Raw genomic sequence first — 17,814 nt, forward strand, 5'->3', positions numbered from 1 at the left:
GGCATCTCTAACGCTTATTTTAGCGTACCAGCCAGCTACCTTTGCATTGGGGCATCTCACTTTTAAAAGCAGTGGCAGTAACACTTTAGCTATTTCCGGAGATGTCTATTATAAACTGCGGTAGCATGGAGAAAAGATTTCCAATTCTGATGCAAAACTATCAAAACTTGATTGCTGACTTTACTGGGTAGTGCTTTGTATGATTCATGCTGCTTTACTTGATGGTATATTTTTGTATTATCTAAATAACTGCCCTCAAGGATAAATGATTGCCTGACTAAGTAGTTAGCGTAATTGTAGAGATTTTTGGAACGCCAACACAACTCATCTATCTGTTGATAGAATTGATGAGTTTTCTTGATGATGTGACGTTCAACTAATTTCATCTATCTTCCCTAAATATGAGCATATTCTACCATTTATGAGTATATTTGGCTAGAAAATCAATGAATATTTACAACACCGCACCTAAATCGTAGCGCAAGGCAGAGGGTGGGAGAGCAGTGGCACTTTTACCCAAAGGTGTCATAATTTCCTGTAGTTTGCGCCATTCTGCTACAGCTTTATCTCCCCGCAGTTGTTGTAATATTTCACAGAACTGGTCAGCACCAACTTGAGCATCAAAGTAGCCTTCTGGTAAATAACAACCCCAGGTATTGTAATTGAAGCAGGGTAAATCTTCGCCAATGGCATCTAAAACTTGACGTAAGGGATTAGGTGAAGGCGTATAAGATAAACCAGAATATAAAGAGGGTCCAGACTCAAACTTGTAGCCATTGCGTTCAAAAGCATGAGCCGCACCACCGGCAATAGAGTGGCTTTCTACTACTGTGACATCAATTCCATAGCGTGCCAAGAGTGCAGCGCAACTCAATCCGCCAATACCGCTACCAATTACGACTACTTCTGTGTTATTCATGAATAATTGTTGATGACTGGGCTTTTTCAAAAATCATAAATGTTGAAGTCGATAGAAAGAAAACTTAATCAGTTTCAAAACTGACGATCATGACTCACCTGGGTTATGGAGAATCAAGTAAAAATTGCATTTCCTGGGCATCTTGTATCATCCCCAGATGCTTAAAACTATCCATAGCCTTAGTTGACAATTGGCGGGCTTTATCCAAGCTGCCCCACTTTTTTTCCCAGCGAGCCAGAGAACGTTGATAGCGAGCTAAACGCCGTTTATTTTTGCTGCTTTGAGCTACAGTTAAACCTTTAATTAAAAGCTGTTGAGCGCCATCGCGATCGCCTTGTTCGATCGCAATATCAGCCAGCCAATTTTGAGCAGAATTGATGACTCGATACCAGGCAATTTTTTCTGCACTGTGCATCACTTCTTGAAAGAGTGTCTTAGCCTCAGTATATTTATGTTCTCGATAAAAGATTACCGCTCGATGATAAAGAATAGGAATATAGTGACGGATGTGCTTTTGCTCTTCCAGATTAGCCTGATTCACCAATTGCTGTTCTATATCGAGCCATACACGTGCGTCTGTATAGTCATTCTGTCTGATTCGCAGCCGAACAATATTCTCAGCCAAGTCAGCTTGAACACATAAGTCTGTATGTTCGCGTAAAACCCATACCCGCTGTAACATTTCATTTGCATCTTTCAAACTTTGCGGTGAACACTCCCGAATCAACAGCCAGGTTTTGCGAATCATGATTTTCACTAAAGATGACCATTCACCTCGTCGTTCTGATTGTTCTATAAGCCATTTTAACCAATCTAGGCGATCGTCCCAATAGGCATAGAGATTTGCATAGTGGTTCAACAGCAGCCATAAATCCCTGACCTCTTGATAGTGGTCTTGGTCTTTACACCAATAAAGTACAGCCCGGAGATTCCCTTCTTCTTGCTCTAACTTATTGTAATGTATCCACTTTTCCCAATCTTCTCCGGCATAACTGTGGGCAAAATCCAGATACCATTTCACCCAACGCTGTCTTGCCTCTTTCTCAAAATCTGGATAAGCAGCTAATTCTGCCAAGGCATACTCACGAGTCAGAGAGAGCATTTCATACCGCTTTTTGTCTGGGTTTAAATTCACTAAGGAAAGTTGTTGTAAACGTGCCAAACCATCATTGACAGAAACTGGAGCAGCTGTCAGTCCAGCCACCTCAACTAGGGCGGTTTGAATTGGAGAATCAGGAAAAATCGCCAGTGCCATTAGTAACTTGTGGGGTGGCTGTTCCTTCATTCCTTGTACTGATTGCTCAAAACAGAAACGAGCCACATCACCTGTAGCTGAAGTTAACTTCTCCAAAACAGAGTTCAGAGAATAGCCACTAGATACTTGACCGATTGCATAAACAATGGCCAGGGGAATTCCTCCAGTGCGATTGTAAAGTAGCTCAGATTCCTCCTTGTTAAGGACTATACCTTTTTCTTCCGCTTGTTGTTGAATCAACTGTAAACCATCATCTGGGGGTAAGTTTCGCAGACTAATTGGTAGCAAAGCAATCCGTTCGCGAGTAGTAATTACTACTTTGACGCAAATCGGCAGATTATATAGAAACTCTATAACCTGATCCCGATCTTCTATAGTCTCCATATTGTCCACAATCAGTAGTGTTCGCTGTTTTGAAAGACTTTGGCGTACACGGTCAAATTGGTCATTGGGAGGAGATTGAATAATGGTTGGGTCGCCCAAAGCATGGGCAATCTCTCGAAAAATATCGCGCAGGTTACGCTGTCCTTGTTGCCGTCGCAAAATACTATCAGGAATGAGTTCCTGTTGTTTAGCAGAGGTGAAAATAATCGCATCAAATTTCGTTAGGCCAACAAGGTTTTCACGACTAGCTTTTAAGCATAAGTAAGCAGCTTCTAATACCAACGCCGTTTTACCTACACCACCAATGCCATGCACCGTAATCATGTGAGCGCCATGATCTGGTGACAAGCGTTCTAGTAGCTTCTTCATATCCGCCTCGCGGCCAATAAATTCTGTGTAGGTTGGTGATGGCAAATTTTGGGGAATGGAGCGAATTTTGAGAGCAGATATAACAGAACCTCTGCGATATCCATGCCTTTCCAGAACGTAAACGAGGTTACTTGACTTGACAGTGTTATTTGGCTCTCCTGTTAAAGTTTCAATATCTCGATATATGTTGCTCAGAACAGTTCTGACGGCAGCGTTACCCTTGTGTAAATCCTTGCAAAGCTTCGTTAAGCTATACCCACACAGTAACCCCAATAACAAGTCTTTCTTAGTATTTTGCCTATATCGCTCTTGAATTTTAGCTTCCAAGTCCGTCAGTAACCGATCTACATCCCAGTCCTTCAAAACCTTGCGATACCAAGTTTTGGACATATTCCACCCCTCTGACTGACTTGACATAAATATCACCCAATAAGTCTGTCATCAATGTCATATTAGCAACATTTTAACCAACAAGGCTTTAACAAATTATTGACAATTTGTTAACTTTGCTAATTGTCTGTTTGTAGTCAATTCAGTAGTTTAATCTTTAAACCACTTATTCTCAGTATCCAGCAGGGTGCAGACATAAGGAACTGCTCAATGCCCTACAAAAAATCTGCTTTTGACACTTTACTACGTAGGAGCGCCAAATGAATAGACTACTTAAATCCTTCAATATCTTGTTTCAGATCAAACAACCCCGACTTTATTTCCCAGCAGAAAAACAAGTCTGTGTATTCAATAAACGTCCTATCATTTACCGTGGCTTTACGCCCAATTCTGTAGAAGATTCAATCATTGAATTGCAAAAACGTTTATATGCTCAGGGTCTTCTGGCAAATGTTAGTGGTAGATTTGATTCAGAAACAGAAGAAGCTGTCAAAGAATTCCAGAAAAAAAATAACCTTCTAGTTGATGGAATAGTTGGTCCATTGAGTTGGGCTTGCCTTATCTACCCAAAGCTTTATCGCCATCAGAAAAATATATCTCTAGAATTACAAGATGCAGTTAAAGAAGTGCAAAATATCCTTTATGAAGAAGGATTTTCTCAGAAGAAACCTGATGGATATTTTGACAGAGAAACAGAAAAAGCTGTTAAACGCTTCCAAAATATCTATGGCTTGAAAAACGATGGTATTGTTGGTGCTGCAACTTGGTCTGTATTATTGGGAATGCGACAAAAAATAGACCAAAGCTTCCCCCAATTAATTTATTTGTTATCGCCTCAATCCTGGTTTTTGTGGAATCAATTTTTAATGATATCTTGCATTCTACTGGGTATTTATTATAGTCCTCTACCCGGTTCTGAACCTACATTTAGTAAAGCTTTAGCGACTGCTTATGGACTTACCTGTATAGTACCTTTTTTGTTAGATTGTTTACCATTAAAGCAGTCAAAACAACCAATTTTCCCGGTTTTGCAATATGCTCCGTATGTATTAACTGGTATTTTTTGGAAGCCGATTCTCAATTTTGTCGGTACATTGTTTAATTAATCATTTGGAACTGGAATAAATGCTGGGCGTTCGTCTCATGGGGGCGCTCTGCACCATCGCTAATTTTGGCTTAATTCCTCCTGTCTAGACTCTGTGTTAGAGATTGCTGCTAACCCTTTTCAATCAAAGTGGGAATCAAAAAAATAATTTCCTAATTTTCAAATCCATATTTCTTAGAGTGTTCCAAACAATAAATGATCCAAAACCAGAAATTGCTTCATTCCGCTCTGCTCCATATGGCTAACGCCACGCTCCGCGAACGCAATGACAATTGGGCATTTTTTTACTTGGAATACTCTTAAAGGTTTGAACCTTTTATTACTAACAAAATATGGCGAATATTTTGAAACATTAATAAATCGCCAAAACCCTTGTAAAATGAAGGTTATGGCTATAGCTTGCGTGACGACGCAGGAGTCATACGCTTGGCGTTAGCTATCAAATTTTGCGTTGCCGAAAGTGACGAAAGAGGGATAACAAACAGAAATGTTTAATTTATGACAAATCAACAAATCATTTTACTTGAAAAGCTTTTTTTGGCAGATAAGACTGACGATAATTGTTCTTTGCCATCAGCCTAGCTTCACGCCTTGTCCAACATTTTTGTAAAGGTACATCAGCCAATCTTTGCAGCATCATAAACACACTATTATCTCCTGTCAACTTAGCAATTGTTTGAGCAATAACCTTACAACAATTCCAAGGATGACGCACCACCTGAATTTCTGCAAACCTGATTACACCCCAATTCCGTTCCAAGAAAAAACGGTTACGAATTTTATCATCATCAACATCAATACAGTGGTGAGGTTTCCCTGTATTTCCAGTATAAGGTTCATCAATTTCAATATCCAAAGCTAACCCAGATGAGTGATGATAAAAGATAAAATCAGCCGAGTAGCGGAGAGCATAACCTGGAATTTCAAACTCAACCGCTTGACAAATTAAATTTCCAGGAAAACCTGCCAGTAAATGCCGAAAAAATTGCTTTTCACTCACTCCTTGCTTGGCTGTACTCTTATCATCTGGTAATGCAACACATCCTTGAAACGAAGCTTTGAGATGCTTCTGTCCTTGATTACCACTCCTTAATCGCTTGGCTAACGGTGGATAAAGAATTAGCGGATAATAAGCAGTAGACATAACCAAATAACCACACCTTTTGTAAAAATTTACCAATTCAAAAGCAGTGGAATTAAGTATAAGTAATATTTAAAAACTATCCAATCTAATATCTTTCCAAATATCAGAAACCTGCCATCCCGTCTTGCCAACAGAGTGAACTATGGGATTATCTCGTAAAGGAATATAATTAGGTTCTTGATATTCTATCCCTACTTTTGGCTGTTCTGCACCTGTTACTTCTTCTATATTATTCACAAAATCAACTTGCAAATTTGATTCTTTAGTTTCCTTTTTAGTCTCCTTGTTTATTTTCGTTTCTTGAACTAGCTTTTCAGATTTTTTGATGAGTTTCATATCTATTGACAGGTTTAACTTTTGATATTGACAAAATAACGAACAGAGGACACAAAATTAACTTAAAAAAGTGGGATACAAACACAGATAAACCCCGTTCAAGTTGAAACCTATAGTTTTTCTATGGCGCACACTCAAGTTTTCAAAATGGATGGAGTTTAGATGCGCTACCGCGCTCAAATTGATGGCGTTATGCAACCCAAACAATGCAACAACTGAAAGTAATTGTAACAGAAAGTGTAACCACACTTAAACCTAAGTTGACTGCCGTGACTGAGCAAAATAATCAAGTTACACAAAAGGTCATTTCCGATTTATGCCTTGATACTAATTTAGATTCAGGCACGATAGCTATTCTAAACCAAATTGAAGCTGAACATAACTACTATCAAACTTGTGGCAGGTGGTAATCATGGTTTTATCACTCGCTCAACAATCTTTAGCAGGATTATCCCAAACTGCTGCTCATCTCTGGGAACAGCTAACCAATTGTCAGATTCCTGAAGAGGAAACTGCTATCATCACTGCTATTTGGGAAACTCAAGAAGTACAATCAGAAGCTGTTGATATCCAAGCCGAATTAGCATTGCAATTAGATGCAGAAATAGCAGCTATTAAGCAACGACTAGAACATCTCAAAGCCGTGCATCAATCAGCACTATTAAGACTAGAACGGTGGCGACAGAAATTAGATGAAACCATTTTAGAACATAATGCCACAGGAATTATCCCTGAGCAAATAGTTGGTAATTCACTGCGGATCACAATTAAAGAAAATCCACCGAGTTGTGATGTACTTATAGATGCAGAAAAATTGCCTTTAAAATATCGCAGAGAAAAGACTGTTTACTCAGCAGACAAGAAAGCAATTATTGCTGCTTGGAAGAAAGGAATTCCTGTGGATGGTACTCATGTTGAACGTAAGCGGCGAGTTGTTTATGCCTTGACAGCAACAGCAATTCAAGACTTCAAAGATTCACTCTTACCTTAGTTGTTTCCTCAACTAATTCAGGACTTACGCAGCTATTGTTGTTGAGGTCAGGAATAGGGCATAGCGCATTATGGTATTGGAGATTTTTCAAATTGCCGATGCCCCGCCCAAACCCCTGATTTCTCTTACTCTGAGCTTGACACTCCCCCCACTTCTAGTCGGGGGATTCTTGGTTCACTGAGCCAACTTATCTGAACCTGTCGCCCTCTCAACAGAGGTCGTTCTCTCCCCAAGCGTTAGTTTCCGTATGCCCTACGGTACTTAGTCCCTTAGCGAAAATATTCAGTGCAGCATTCTCATCCCGATCTAAAACTGTTCCGCAATGGGGGCATTCGTGAGTTCTAGTTGACAAAGTTTTAACAACTACCATCCCACCCCTCAAGGACGTAGCATCCTGAAAATTTCGGCTTTTCAGGATACTACTGGTGGGCTTTCAAACTTCCCACTATTTCTTGTAACTAAAGAGTAACTTCAATTAAGCAAACCAGCCCGTAAGGCGATGACAGCCGCTTGAGTGCGATCGCTTGCACAAAGTTTGTTCAAAATACCCCGCACGTATACTTTTACACTGCCTAAGCTGAGATAGAGTTGATTGGCAATCTCTTGATTGGTGCAGCCTTCGACAATTAACTCTAAGACTTGCATTTCTCGATTTGTCAGTGGATCTGCTGCCAGAATACTCGCTTGCTCCGGGTCAATTGCAGAATTAGTCACTGTTTGAGAAGTATTCAATTGTACCGCAGATGTCACCGATTGACGAATATGCTTGAGAATGATGCGAGCGATCGCTGGATCAATCCAAGAATAGCCATCATAAGTCATGTACAGTGCTTCTAACAGCAACTCAAACTTAATGGTTTTGACACAATAAGAATCTGCCCCAGCTGCAAACGCAGCTAAGACCATCTGTTCTTGAGCAAAAGAAGTGAGCATAATGATTTTCGTTTGTTCTGCTGCTTCTGGTGGCATAGATTGTCGAAACCGATGCACCAGTGCTATCCCATCTATGTCCGGTAAACCAATATCAACAATAGCAATATCTGGCTTGGTATCGTGAAGTAATTCTAGACCAGCCGCAGCCGTCTCTGCATCTCCCACAACTTGAATATTTTTTTGCTCATTTAAATAACTGCGTATACCCACCCTAGTCAAATTGTGGTCTTCGATAATTGCCGCTCTAATGTTTTCCATGACGCACCTCAGCGACTAGCTAAATGTAATCTTTCTAATGTCGGAAATCATTGACTACAAACGTCTCACTCTATCGGTTGAATTTTGTCTGCACTTTTACCAAAATCTACCTATTGAGGTATGAAAATTTTTAAAGTTTAGTAAAAATCTATCTAAAGGTTAAGATACGTAGAAAAAAATAAATAGCAAACTTGATTTAAATAAATCTACTGGATGTGTATGACACCTTTCTCTTGGAACCCAAATTCAACAGAAAGTATCCTTTTGGTAGACGACTCAGCCAAAAATGTTTGCTTGCTAAAATCTACTCTCAAGCAACAAGGATACAGGGTAACAGTAACAGACAGTGATAGTGAAGCCTTAATTAAGATTGCCAAATCTCCCCCTGATTTAGTGCTATTAGATACCTTCATGCCAAATATTGATGGCTATGAAATTACTCGACAGATTAAGCAGAATTCTGATTTACCTTTCATACCTGTTTTACTGATGACCAATTGTGATGAGTCTTCTTTGATTCAAGGTTTACAGGCTGGTGCTGACGAATTCTTAATTAAGCCTGTAGAGCAAAATGAATTGTTAGCACGAGTGCGTTCGCTCCTCCGGCTAAAACACAGTATCAATCAACGGGATCAAATCGCTCGGCAGCGACGGGAAGATTTTGTGATTAACTTAACTCACGATTTACGCACTCCTTTGACATCAGCAATTCAACTCCTGCAAATGATACAAAAAGGAAATTTCGGTCAACAATTATCAGAAATAAAAGAATATCTGCAACTAATTACTGAAAGTAATCAAATGCTACTGTCAATGGTTGAAAATATGCTGGAGGTTTATCAGTATGAAGCAGGATGTAAGGATTTGGAATTTTTTTTAGTTGACTTGTGGAAGTTAAGTCAAAAAGTAGTTCGGGAACTAAAACCTTTAGCGGTTGTGAAAAACTTGACTCTCAACGCCAAATTAAACAACATACAACCATCTGCGGTGAAAGTGCTTGGCGATAGGATAGAACTACACCGACTGCTAATTAACTTAGTTGGTAACGCCATTCGTTTTACAGATAGGGGTTCAGTAGAAGTTCACCTTAATTCCCACGACCAACGGGTAACAATTGCCGTGAAAGATACTGGAATTGGCATCAGTAAAACAGAGCAAGTACACTTATTTGAGCGTTTTCGACAGGGTAAACATCAGCGTCAAGGTAATGGTCTAGGATTATATTTGTCCCGTCAGATTGTAGAAGCCCATCAAGGAAATATTTCTGTTTCATCAACTTTAGGTAAAGGTAGCATTTTTACTGTTTCTTTACCTGCTTTAACACCTCTAGGTTTGCGTTGATTTTTGTTCAAGTTTTAGGTTTTTGCTAAGTTAGCGTAATTCCATACTCTTGTTCGACTTGATCTAAAAATTTTGACTGCAAAGGTGAAAGATACGGTTTTGGTTGTTTCCCTAATCCCGAACAGAGCCAATCAACGGCACTATCTCGGTTTTCAATTTGATGCAATCGTCGCAGTCTCAAGCATAACTGTTGCATAAACTGGCAGTCTTCATCCAACAGTTCTAAAGATTTGAGATGTTCTATTTTCACTGTATACTCAGTATCCCAAGTCTCAATAGTGCAGCTATAGTCTCCAACATGGGTAATGACACCCCAACAACCACTTTTGCCTTTCAGTTCTGGGTTGTCTTTGGGCAGTAGAATACATACTTCCCCAACATGGTAGGGATTCGGTACTTTGGTTCTTTCTCGGATTTTGTCCACAATATCTTGAACTTGACGACCAGAAGGAATTTTACCACCCGCTTGCTCTACTGCCTGTTGCCAAGCTAAACATTGTTGTTCTGGTTCTAAGGGAACCAAAGGTCTAACCTGGCGTTCGCTGGTTGGTAAGATTTGGGAACCATTGGTTCCCGTTTCGTTTGGGATTTCAATTTGGGAACCATTGGTTCCCATTTCGTCTGGGATTTCAATTTGGGAACCATTGGTTCCCATCAGATTGTCAACTACTGATGAACCAGCTATCAGGTAGTTCACATGACGGTGAGTAAAGCCAAATCGGGAACGACAGTAATTTTCAAAGGTTGAGTGAGTTGAACGGTACAAAGGTCTGTCTCGTAGTTCTTTCAATGCTTTAGCAGCTGCGTAAAATGCTTTTTCAACTTGCCTTTCTAGAAATATGCGATCGCGCCACTCGTCTGTAGTCAGTTCGGAGCTAACAACTATTTCAGTATGGTTGCTTGCAGAATCGTTCTGGGTGGGTAGCAATGTCCCATCAGTAGAGATGTTTGATATCTTACTCATAATTTCTACCCCCTAGTTTCCAAGGAAAATCTCTATTATTTGATACATTATAGCCAACTGTAAATTTATGATTTATATTTAATAATAAACTGATAGTTTATATTTGAGGGTAGTTGAATAGTTGAAAAATTGATGAAAGTTAGAAGAACGATAGATATAGAAATACCCGGTTTGGGAAAGAGAATTAGACAAGCTAGAGAAGCTGATAGACGCTCTTTAGCTGAAATATGTCGTCAAATTCCCATGACAACTATGAATTGGTACAAAATAGAATCCGAAGAAACCAAAGCTTTGCCAATCGAAACTTTACAACGTATTCAAGATGTACTGAAAGTTGATTTTGGTATTAATTTTTATGAATAGCTAAGAATAAATCCTTATGTTGTACAGTTAACCAATTTGGCAAAACTAATATTTCTATGATTATAGGACTAGCCCTTTCAAGGTGTTGTGTAATGGGCGGATTTGTAGTTTGGTAGAAAGAGGTAAAAATCACAGGGTGGAGAACAGAAATGATACTAGGGCAAGTGTTTGAAAGGTTTGTGGAAAAGAGTCCAGTATCAGTGATGGTTCGTGGGTTATTAGAGAAAGCCCTATGTCCCCAGATTCTAGATGAATTATTTGAACCCACATTCCGCACCCTAAACTGTCACATATAAAAAAAGCTACCCCAGTAGTACAAAATAACTAAAGATAAATCAAATCTTAAGAAGCTTAATAAGAATAAGTAGCATTAACAGAGGTATGGTGTGAGAAAATGAAGCTTGGTAACAAAGACAAAAGAAAAAAAATGAATTGATAACAAAACAAGAAATGAGAGAATCACAACAGAAGTAGTGGAGAAGTTTGTTGTGAAATTAAAACCTCAAGAAATAGAAATTCAGAACATAGACCATCTAGGTATAATAGCAGGAATAATAGATTCAATCGGAATAGTAGAAATAATAAATGAATTAATAGGAGTCGAAAAAGGCGAGAAAGTAAGTGCAGGTCAAGTAGTAAAAGCCATGATAATAAACGGGTTAGGATTTGTATCAAAACCCTTATATATGTTTCCCCAATACTTTGAAACAATCGCCTGTGAGCATCTGGTAGGAACAGGAGTAAAACCAGAATATCTTAACGACGATAAACTGGGGAGAGTCATGGATAAACTATTTATCAAAGGATTAGATACAATATTTTTTATCATTGCCTTAAAAGCAGCACAAAAATTTGGAGTATCACTATCAACATCACATCTAGACTCATCATCCATGCACGTGCATGGGCAATATAATACAAGTTTACCAGAAGTAATATTTGAGAATCAAAAAGTAGAAAATAATCAAGAATTAGAATTTGTTGATAGTACAATACCAGGATATAAATTAGCATCAAAAGCCGAAAATTATGCCGGAATAGAACAAAGATGGTTAGTGGTGCAAAGTCAAGAAAGAAGAGAATCCGACTTGCGTAAACTCTCACAGAAAATTACCAAAGCAGAATCAAAAGCTGTACAAGATTTGAAAAAGTTATCACAAGAGAAATTTGCTTGTGAGGCTGATGCTATCAAGGCATTATCAAAATTATCAAAACAATTCAAATCTCATCAAATTGATGAGAGTGAAGTTACTCAAATCAAATCTAATAAAAAAAATAGTTCTGGAGAAATATCCTATCAAGTATCAGCGACAGTCTCCGAGAATGAAAGTAAAATTAATACGGAAATGCTGAGTGCAGGGCGTTTTATTATTGCTACAAACGTTTTAGATTCAAATGAACTTAGCAATGATTCCATGTTGAGTGAATATAAAGCTCAACAGTCTTGTGAGAGAGGTTTTGGTTTTCTCAAAGACCCATTATTTTTTGCAGACAGTATTTTCCTCAAAAGTCCTGAGAGAATAGAGTCTCTGGGAATGATTATGGGTTTATGTCTACTGGTTTATACTTTGGCTCAACGTCAAATTAGAAATGCTCTGAAAGATTCTAAATCAACAATTAAAAATCAATTAGGTAAAGCAACTGACCGCCCCACTTTACGATGGATTTTTCAATGCTTTCAGTGTATTCATTTAGTTGAATATAACAATACTGTCTACGGTTCAGGCAGCACTTAGAAGCGTTCATGGTACTGAAAAGATACAAACCGAAGTTTCTAGCTATTATTTGGCTGATGAAATCAAGGGTACTTACAGAGGCATGATGATTGCCATTCCCCCTCAAGAGTGGTCTGTTTTTGAAAACTTTACCTTCACAGAATTGTCACAAATTCTCAAACATTTGGCAGGTAAAGTTTCGCTGAGAGCTTTTCGTCGTCATCCACGAAGCCCTAAGAAAGCTCAACTAAAACGAACTTACCTGAAGAACAAGCCTCATGTCTCAACTTTTAAGATTCTAGCCCAAAGAACACAGAAAGTTAACACACCTTGAAAGGGCTACTTCTAGATTAGATTTAAAATTTCAACTTAATTTCTAACTGACCAGAGGATATGTTATCCGATACAAAAAAGCTAACAATTGTCTGCTTTCTGCTTTTTTTCCTACTTCATCCTGGAAGTGTCGGCACTATCCAGTCCACAAGCTAACACGGTCAACCTGACCGCTTCTTGAATCGCACTTAATAGCAGCATTTAAATCTCTATCAGACTCAAACCCGCAGTTATGACAGTGGAATACTCTTTGAGACAGCGACAGAGATGATTTTTTGTCACCACAACTAGAGCAAGTCTTACTACTAATACTCTATGGCGTAAGTTAATGAACCATTAAATTTGGTGAAAAATCCACGATTTGAACTCCTTGTAAAAGGTACGCGTATTTACGCCGTGTTGTACTAGCTATCGGTTCGCTCGTTTCCCACTTGCCAAGTTATCTTTTGACATCAGTAAAATATCCACTTGGACGATTTTGCTGAGTGTAAATCCATGCCAGGATAAATATTAGAATCTGATGCTTGCTAGATCATCCGTCTAATAGATTACTGGTAATGGATTTAACTACTAAAGTCATAGAAGGTTCTGGACTGAGTATACCTATCTTTGATGGGTCGTACAACAATGGCAAGGGCAGATATCTATCAGAACCAGAAATCATTAAAAATTCCCTATTAGCACAAATATTTGAACCATCAGAATTGCCATCTCTCCTCCTGATGAAAATTGACAGTAAAAATCCAGATGCCAACCATTTAAGACAAAGAACATTTACAGATGGTATTAAACGCAAATTAGCCTTTAGTTCAGGCGATAATTATTACTTCGCTGATGATACACTGTGTAAAAAAATTAGACAGTTATTTGCTACCGAACCAGATACCGCTTGTCGTTATGGTTCATTATTAGTTAGTAATTGCTATAAAGGTTCAGAAACATTTACAAACTTACAAGTCAAAATCGTAGACTTTACAGACCCACAATACGCTGATTACAAAACCGGAGACTGTCACGGCAAGATTTCACCGCGACTAGCCAAACAATTGGGAGGAGAACGTAATTGTCCACTGCAATTTCGATTTGCATGGATGAAATGTTGGTCTGAAAGTGATAACTCGCAATCTCCAAAAACTAGCTTTTTAGCAAAAGGAACTTTTTTACCAGATGCCAAATTAACAGATGCTGAAGGTTACGATATTGTTATGGATCGTTCCTCAATTAAAGGCATCAAAAAATCTCAACTTCAAGATTTAATCCCTTGTGGTGAATATCAACTTCCCCAAGCAGTAATAGGTAATCGAGGTAATGCCAAAGCTACCAGTTACGATAATAGTTGGCAGTTTACCATCTGGTACTCAGAAACAGCAGTTCAACAAGATTTAAGTCAACCAACTGAAGCAAAAGCTCAGGAATTGGCACAGTTACAAAGTAATCCCTTGACGTTGGCAAAATACATCATTCAACAATATTATCAACAACAATCTCAACAAGAACAAACAGAAGAAACTGTTAACGGAATAGACGATAATACTAACAATCAGGTGCAAGAATCTCGCTGGATTTCTCTACTTCGCAGCGATAAATACGGTCAATTAATTGAAACACCTAAATTTCGCAAATTTGCTACTGATTATATAGCCAATCAATGGCGTGATTTAGCCATTAAGAGTGGATACAGTCATAATTCAGGTATGGCCATGCCATGCGACACTTTACCACGAGGGACAATTTGTGTCCCCCATCTACCAGCAGGAGATGTGATTCTCACCCGTTACCCTATTGTCAACTCAGACAATATCCGTCTTTACAGTAACGTCCATGATCCAGAATTAAAGAAAACTCGCAACGTAGTTTGGATTCACCCCAAAGATGCTGAGGAATATCACCAAGCCGACTTTGACGGCGACCAATTAATGGTTAGTCCTGCTAATAAACTGCCCAATATTGCCAAAGAAACACTCCGCGCAGGTGAACCCGGACATTTTAAACCAGTTAAACAACGTCCCAAGTTGGCATATACAGAAATTACAGATGAAGAAGGCAATTTAAAATATCGTGATTTATCACAAATTGCCGCTGCCAGCAGTCAAAATAAAGTAGGTCTAGTGGCGACAAACATTGGAAGAGTGCAGTCCTCAATGCCGGGTGAGGGTGAAAATAGCGAACGATTTGTCAGACGACAAAGGAAGCTGCTAAATCGTCTTTTTCAAGCACTACAAGTAGAAGTAGATTCACCCAAAAGTGCCGAAAGATTGGAGGACATCAAAGAAATTGATGGTGCAAATTTATTAGCAGATGCTAAAAAATGGTCAGAATTCCATCCTAGTTACTTTTTTGACTTTAAAAAAGATGACCGGCTTTATCGTTCCTTTGCTATGCCAGCAGATGCCCCAGGTGCAATAAATGTGATTGCCAGAGAAGTAGTAAATCCCTTGTGGGAACCAACACGGATTCGCAGCAGAGATAGACATGAATTTCGTTATTTGTTTCCCAAAGAAACCTTATCAGTAGATGCTTTAGAATGGGCAGAAGAATTAAAAACCAGGTTTCAACAATCAAGAGATGAAATTAAAGAACGGGTGGGAGATGATAGGGAAGCATTTAATGAAGAATTGGGCAAACTTTACGATAGTTACAGAGCCGAAATTGATGAATTATTCACTACTTCAGAGGATAGATTTGAGGGTGCAGCAGCACTGTGGCACACCCAACACACCCGTCCAGAATTAGACCGACATCGTAAGGAATGTTTACAGTTGGCAGCACAGATGGAAATTACGTTTTCCTTTGAGCATAATTATGAAATGCCTAGTGCAGCATTACCACAAGATACTTATGTTTTAAGTGTTCCGTTTGGGAAAGATGCGATTAAATGGAAAGAGTCTTTAGAACAAAAGGGAATTGAATTTGATGCCACTATTCATCCCCAATTACCTGTGATTGAATTTGCATTTAAAGATTTATCTCCCAAATTAGCGGAAAAATTAGCGGCTAAATTTGGTGACAATATTCATGATTTAGATGAATTGAATATCCCCAAAGATTTACGAATTATCCCTCCCGTAGATCATAGTTGGGCAATATCACGTCAGGATGCGGGTGTGGGGGCTTTGGCATATAATTTGTTTACAGAAGAAGTATGTCAACAGCTTCAGGATTTTCAGTTTGCAGAAATGAAAGTGTTGGGGATTAAATACAATGATTTTGCTGATGAAAACTTTGCCAGTAAGCAATGGAGAAAGCGGAGTGTGACTCTAGAAGTAGGAGTTTTTGAATTACCTGAATCACACCCAGACTTTTATCGTTATAACGGGACACCAATATTACAAATTGATGGTCAAAATTTAGGAACTTTTGCACCTGATAGTCCGAAGTTGCCTGTTGGCACTACATTTGCAGCCACATTAAAACCAGAAGGTTCTAGTATTATCCTCAAGGTTAATGCTGATTCGATAGAGTTACCAGATGTGATATTACCAGAATCAGAAACAAAGTTAGATAATGCTGGGGAATTGCGAGCTATTCACCGGGAATTTTGGCGTAAGGAAATGTTTGATAATTTGGTAGAAGCGATTGGTATTACCTACGAACAGCGACAAGCCAATCAATCTGAAAGTAAGGAAATTGAGCAATTCAAAATTGGTGGACAGTGGACGGCTTATGTTCAGCGTAGTGGTGATTTTATTGTGCGAAATGAGAATAAGCGAACGATTTGTAGAGGGAATATGCACACGGGTGAGGAGATATTTCCACTTTCAGAAGCAGCCGCAAGTGAGTTAGAGGAGATGATTTTAGAAAGGGAGCATTCTACTGAAAATAGTGTTTCTCCACGAGATGCTACACGAACGCTATCACTAGGAAGACATCAAGAGTTATCAAATACTGGTGATGGTGTGGTGTACAATCCCAAAGGGAATAGCTATGCTCATAGTAGGCATCATAACCAAAGTAAGGACGTGGAGTTGAACTGATAGCGCAAATCTGTTATGGCAGCAACGATGGAGAATTTGTAAGCCAATGGTTGACGTTCATTCTAAAATATCCAGAAGTAGTAAGTAATGAAGTCAGAAGAATTTGATGATGAATATATCCCTAACCAAGAACCAGCAACTCCGATGGATTTATTGCTGAACGAAGAATGGTTGAGAAAAATCATTCAAGCGGAGGAAGAGGTAGGGGGTAATATTGGTGCTGGTTTAGATTGGCTTGGTGGTTTTAGTCAACTGTTGCTTAATCCCGAATTGTTTTATCGTTTAAAAACTTTGCGGATTTCTTTGAATCGAGAAGTGCGTTTGTTGCTCAAAGATTGGAATTTAGGAACTGCTACTTCTATAGCATCTGCTACCGCAAGAGAGAAGTTGCTGGAAAGATTCAGGCTACCTACATCTACTGTTAAAGAACATATTCAAACTGTGTTGCATAGGGATGAACTTTTTGGTGAGGAGTTTATGTCTAATCATCAGGTATTGCGCGAACTGCTTGGGGTAATGTTGACAGAAAACGATTGGAAAATTATTGCTTCAGTTGCGGCAGATTCGTTGAAACAGCAAATTATGCAACAGGTTTTGGTTGAGAGAAGGCAACAATAATTCCAGAATAAATTAAAATCAGGGGATAATTATTTATGAGTTCTTGTTTGATGTCTTGCTTGAATTCTGTCAGCGATTGCTTTTTTGCGTACATCTCTATCTGACAAATCTCCTGATCCTTCTAGTAAAAATTTGGGATAACCACCCATTCGTTCTAAAACTGTTTTAGCTGAAGTTGGATAATTGTTGATAGGTGTTTCTAGGGATGAGATAAATTGCAAAACAAGTGGGATTTGTTGATCGCTAAGGTTAGCGATAGCTTCTAAGAGTTCTTGGTGTGGATTGGTGGAGTACATAGTGATTAATTGGTGTTGTGATGATTGCAATTTTACCAAATGTCATAGCTGAATAATTCCTTGTTTCATAGCTAAACCCCGTCCATTTTGAAACCTAAAGTTTTTAAGGAGAGTATATTATTCGGT

Annotated in this window: 18 protein-coding genes and 1 pseudogene; 10 read left to right on the top strand and 9 right to left on the bottom strand. The window is 38.8% G+C overall.

The window, feature by feature from the left end; all coding sequences use genetic code 11:
• Positions 1-457: 457 nt before the first annotated feature.
• Both H6G68_RS23380 and H6G68_RS23385 read right to left on the bottom strand, forming a co-directional pair.
• Positions 458-919: pseudogene (locus tag H6G68_RS23380) on the bottom strand (phytoene desaturase family protein); the annotation flags it as partial.
• A gap of 103 nt (positions 920-1,022) precedes the next feature.
• Positions 1,023-3,317 carry a tetratricopeptide repeat protein gene (locus H6G68_RS23385; protein ID WP_242045366.1) on the bottom strand — a complete coding sequence of 765 codons (2,295 nt, stop codon included), beginning with the start codon at positions 3,315-3,317 and terminating at the stop codon, positions 1,023-1,025.
• A gap of 260 nt (positions 3,318-3,577) precedes the next feature.
• On the opposite strand from H6G68_RS23385, the gene H6G68_RS23390 reads away from it, so the two are divergent.
• Positions 3,578-4,423, top strand: a complete 846-nt coding sequence (locus H6G68_RS23390; protein WP_190908795.1) for a peptidoglycan-binding domain-containing protein — start codon at positions 3,578-3,580, stop codon at positions 4,421-4,423.
• Between the two features lie 513 nt (positions 4,424-4,936).
• On the opposite strand, the gene H6G68_RS23395 is transcribed toward H6G68_RS23390, so the two are convergent.
• On the bottom strand, positions 4,937-5,566 hold the full coding sequence (locus tag H6G68_RS23395; RefSeq protein WP_190908796.1) for a PDDEXK family nuclease: 630 nt from the start codon (positions 5,564-5,566) through the stop codon (positions 4,937-4,939).
• A gap of 69 nt (positions 5,567-5,635) precedes the next feature.
• Entirely contained in the window at positions 5,636-5,902 is a 267-nt protein-coding gene (locus H6G68_RS23400) for a hypothetical protein (protein WP_190908797.1), read from the bottom strand.
• Between the two features lie 206 nt (positions 5,903-6,108).
• Between H6G68_RS23400 and H6G68_RS23405 the strand changes: the two genes are divergently transcribed.
• Positions 6,109-6,312 carry a hypothetical protein gene (locus H6G68_RS23405; protein WP_190908798.1) on the top strand — a complete coding sequence of 68 codons (204 nt, stop codon included), beginning with the start codon at positions 6,109-6,111 and terminating at the stop codon, positions 6,310-6,312.
• Positions 6,313-6,314: 2 nt separating this feature from the next.
• On the top strand, positions 6,315-6,893 hold the full coding sequence (locus H6G68_RS23410; protein ID WP_190908799.1) for a siphovirus Gp157 family protein: 579 nt from the start codon (positions 6,315-6,317) through the stop codon (positions 6,891-6,893).
• Positions 6,894-7,101: 208 nt separating this feature from the next.
• Here the strand turns inward: H6G68_RS23410 and H6G68_RS23415 are convergent, their stop codons facing one another.
• Both H6G68_RS23415 and H6G68_RS23420 read right to left on the bottom strand, forming a co-directional pair.
• A complete protein-coding gene (locus tag H6G68_RS23415) occupies positions 7,102-7,263 on the bottom strand; it encodes a zinc ribbon domain-containing protein (RefSeq protein WP_422596696.1) in 162 nt (53 codons plus the stop codon).
• 101 nt (positions 7,264-7,364) lie between these two features.
• Positions 7,365-8,084 carry a response regulator gene (locus tag H6G68_RS23420; protein ID WP_190908800.1) on the bottom strand — a complete coding sequence of 240 codons (720 nt, stop codon included), beginning with the start codon at positions 8,082-8,084 and terminating at the stop codon, positions 7,365-7,367.
• A 219-nt stretch (positions 8,085-8,303) separates the two neighbouring features.
• On the opposite strand from H6G68_RS23420, the gene H6G68_RS23425 reads away from it, so the two are divergent.
• A complete protein-coding gene (locus H6G68_RS23425) occupies positions 8,304-9,425 on the top strand; it encodes a hybrid sensor histidine kinase/response regulator (RefSeq protein WP_190908801.1) in 1,122 nt (373 codons plus the stop codon).
• A gap of 25 nt (positions 9,426-9,450) precedes the next feature.
• On the opposite strand, the gene H6G68_RS23430 is transcribed toward H6G68_RS23425, so the two are convergent.
• Entirely contained in the window at positions 9,451-10,389 is a 939-nt protein-coding gene (locus tag H6G68_RS23430; protein ID WP_242045367.1) for a hypothetical protein, read from the bottom strand.
• Between the two features lie 132 nt (positions 10,390-10,521).
• On the opposite strand from H6G68_RS23430, the gene H6G68_RS23435 reads away from it, so the two are divergent.
• The 4 genes from H6G68_RS23435 (at position 10,522) to H6G68_RS23450 (ending at position 12,801) form a co-directional block, all read left to right on the top strand.
• Positions 10,522-10,752 carry a helix-turn-helix domain-containing protein gene (locus H6G68_RS23435; protein WP_190908802.1) on the top strand — a complete coding sequence of 77 codons (231 nt, stop codon included), beginning with the start codon at positions 10,522-10,524 and terminating at the stop codon, positions 10,750-10,752.
• A 149-nt stretch (positions 10,753-10,901) separates the two neighbouring features.
• On the top strand, positions 10,902-11,048 hold the full coding sequence (locus H6G68_RS23440) for a hypothetical protein (RefSeq protein WP_190908814.1): 147 nt from the start codon (positions 10,902-10,904) through the stop codon (positions 11,046-11,048).
• A gap of 192 nt (positions 11,049-11,240) precedes the next feature.
• On the top strand, positions 11,241-12,488 hold the full coding sequence (locus tag H6G68_RS23445) for an IS1634 family transposase (RefSeq protein WP_190908803.1): 1,248 nt from the start codon (positions 11,241-11,243) through the stop codon (positions 12,486-12,488).
• Positions 12,448-12,801: a hypothetical protein gene (locus H6G68_RS23450; protein ID WP_190908804.1), complete on the top strand. Its 354-nt coding sequence runs from the start codon at positions 12,448-12,450 to the stop codon at positions 12,799-12,801. The genes H6G68_RS23445 and H6G68_RS23450 overlap by 41 nt, the downstream gene beginning before the upstream one ends.
• A 135-nt stretch (positions 12,802-12,936) precedes the next feature.
• Here the strand turns inward: H6G68_RS23450 and H6G68_RS23455 are convergent, their stop codons facing one another.
• Positions 12,937-13,110, bottom strand: coding sequence for a zinc ribbon domain-containing protein (locus H6G68_RS23455; RefSeq protein WP_422596704.1), 174 nt, complete (start codon positions 13,108-13,110; stop codon positions 12,937-12,939).
• Positions 13,111-13,357: 247 nt separating this feature from the next.
• Between H6G68_RS23455 and H6G68_RS23460 the strand changes: the two genes are divergently transcribed.
• Positions 13,358-16,774, top strand: coding sequence for a hypothetical protein (locus tag H6G68_RS23460; RefSeq protein ID WP_242045368.1), 3,417 nt, complete (start codon positions 13,358-13,360; stop codon positions 16,772-16,774).
• Between the two features lie 87 nt (positions 16,775-16,861).
• Entirely contained in the window at positions 16,862-17,392 is a 531-nt protein-coding gene (locus tag H6G68_RS23465) for a hypothetical protein (protein ID WP_190908805.1), read from the top strand.
• A 29-nt stretch (positions 17,393-17,421) separates the two neighbouring features.
• Here the strand turns inward: H6G68_RS23465 and H6G68_RS23470 are convergent, their stop codons facing one another.
• Entirely contained in the window at positions 17,422-17,688 is a 267-nt protein-coding gene (locus H6G68_RS23470) for a hypothetical protein (protein WP_199332701.1), read from the bottom strand.
• Between the last annotated feature and the right edge of the window lie 126 nt (positions 17,689-17,814).

The sequence above is a fragment of the Anabaena catenula FACHB-362 genome (assembly GCF_014698735.1).
Taxonomy (GTDB): domain Bacteria; phylum Cyanobacteriota; class Cyanobacteriia; order Cyanobacteriales; family Nostocaceae; genus Anabaena; species Anabaena variabilis_A.

Coding starts and splice junctions, on each gene's coding strand:
- H6G68_RS23385 (WP_242045366.1), bottom strand. CDS start 3,317: ATGTCCAAAACTTGGTATCGCAAGGTTTTGAAGGACTGGGATGTAGAT.
- H6G68_RS23390 (WP_190908795.1), top strand. CDS start 3,578: ATGAATAGACTACTTAAATCCTTCAATATCTTGTTTCAGATCAAACAA.
- H6G68_RS23395 (WP_190908796.1), bottom strand. CDS start 5,566: ATGTCTACTGCTTATTATCCGCTAATTCTTTATCCACCGTTAGCCAAG.
- H6G68_RS23400 (WP_190908797.1), bottom strand. CDS start 5,902: ATGAAACTCATCAAAAAATCTGAAAAGCTAGTTCAAGAAACGAAAATA.
- H6G68_RS23405 (WP_190908798.1), top strand. CDS start 6,109: ATGCAACAACTGAAAGTAATTGTAACAGAAAGTGTAACCACACTTAAA.
- H6G68_RS23410 (WP_190908799.1), top strand. CDS start 6,315: ATGGTTTTATCACTCGCTCAACAATCTTTAGCAGGATTATCCCAAACT.
- H6G68_RS23415 (WP_422596696.1), bottom strand. CDS start 7,263: ATGGTAGTTGTTAAAACTTTGTCAACTAGAACTCACGAATGCCCCCAT.
- H6G68_RS23420 (WP_190908800.1), bottom strand. CDS start 8,084: ATGGAAAACATTAGAGCGGCAATTATCGAAGACCACAATTTGACTAGG.
- H6G68_RS23425 (WP_190908801.1), top strand. CDS start 8,304: ATGACACCTTTCTCTTGGAACCCAAATTCAACAGAAAGTATCCTTTTG.
- H6G68_RS23430 (WP_242045367.1), bottom strand. CDS start 10,389: ATGAGTAAGATATCAAACATCTCTACTGATGGGACATTGCTACCCACC.
- H6G68_RS23435 (WP_190908802.1), top strand. CDS start 10,522: ATGAAAGTTAGAAGAACGATAGATATAGAAATACCCGGTTTGGGAAAG.
- H6G68_RS23440 (WP_190908814.1), top strand. CDS start 10,902: ATGATACTAGGGCAAGTGTTTGAAAGGTTTGTGGAAAAGAGTCCAGTA.
- H6G68_RS23460 (WP_242045368.1), top strand. CDS start 13,358: ATGGATTTAACTACTAAAGTCATAGAAGGTTCTGGACTGAGTATACCT.
- H6G68_RS23465 (WP_190908805.1), top strand. CDS start 16,862: ATGAAGTCAGAAGAATTTGATGATGAATATATCCCTAACCAAGAACCA.
- H6G68_RS23470 (WP_199332701.1), bottom strand. CDS start 17,688: ATGTACTCCACCAATCCACACCAAGAACTCTTAGAAGCTATCGCTAAC.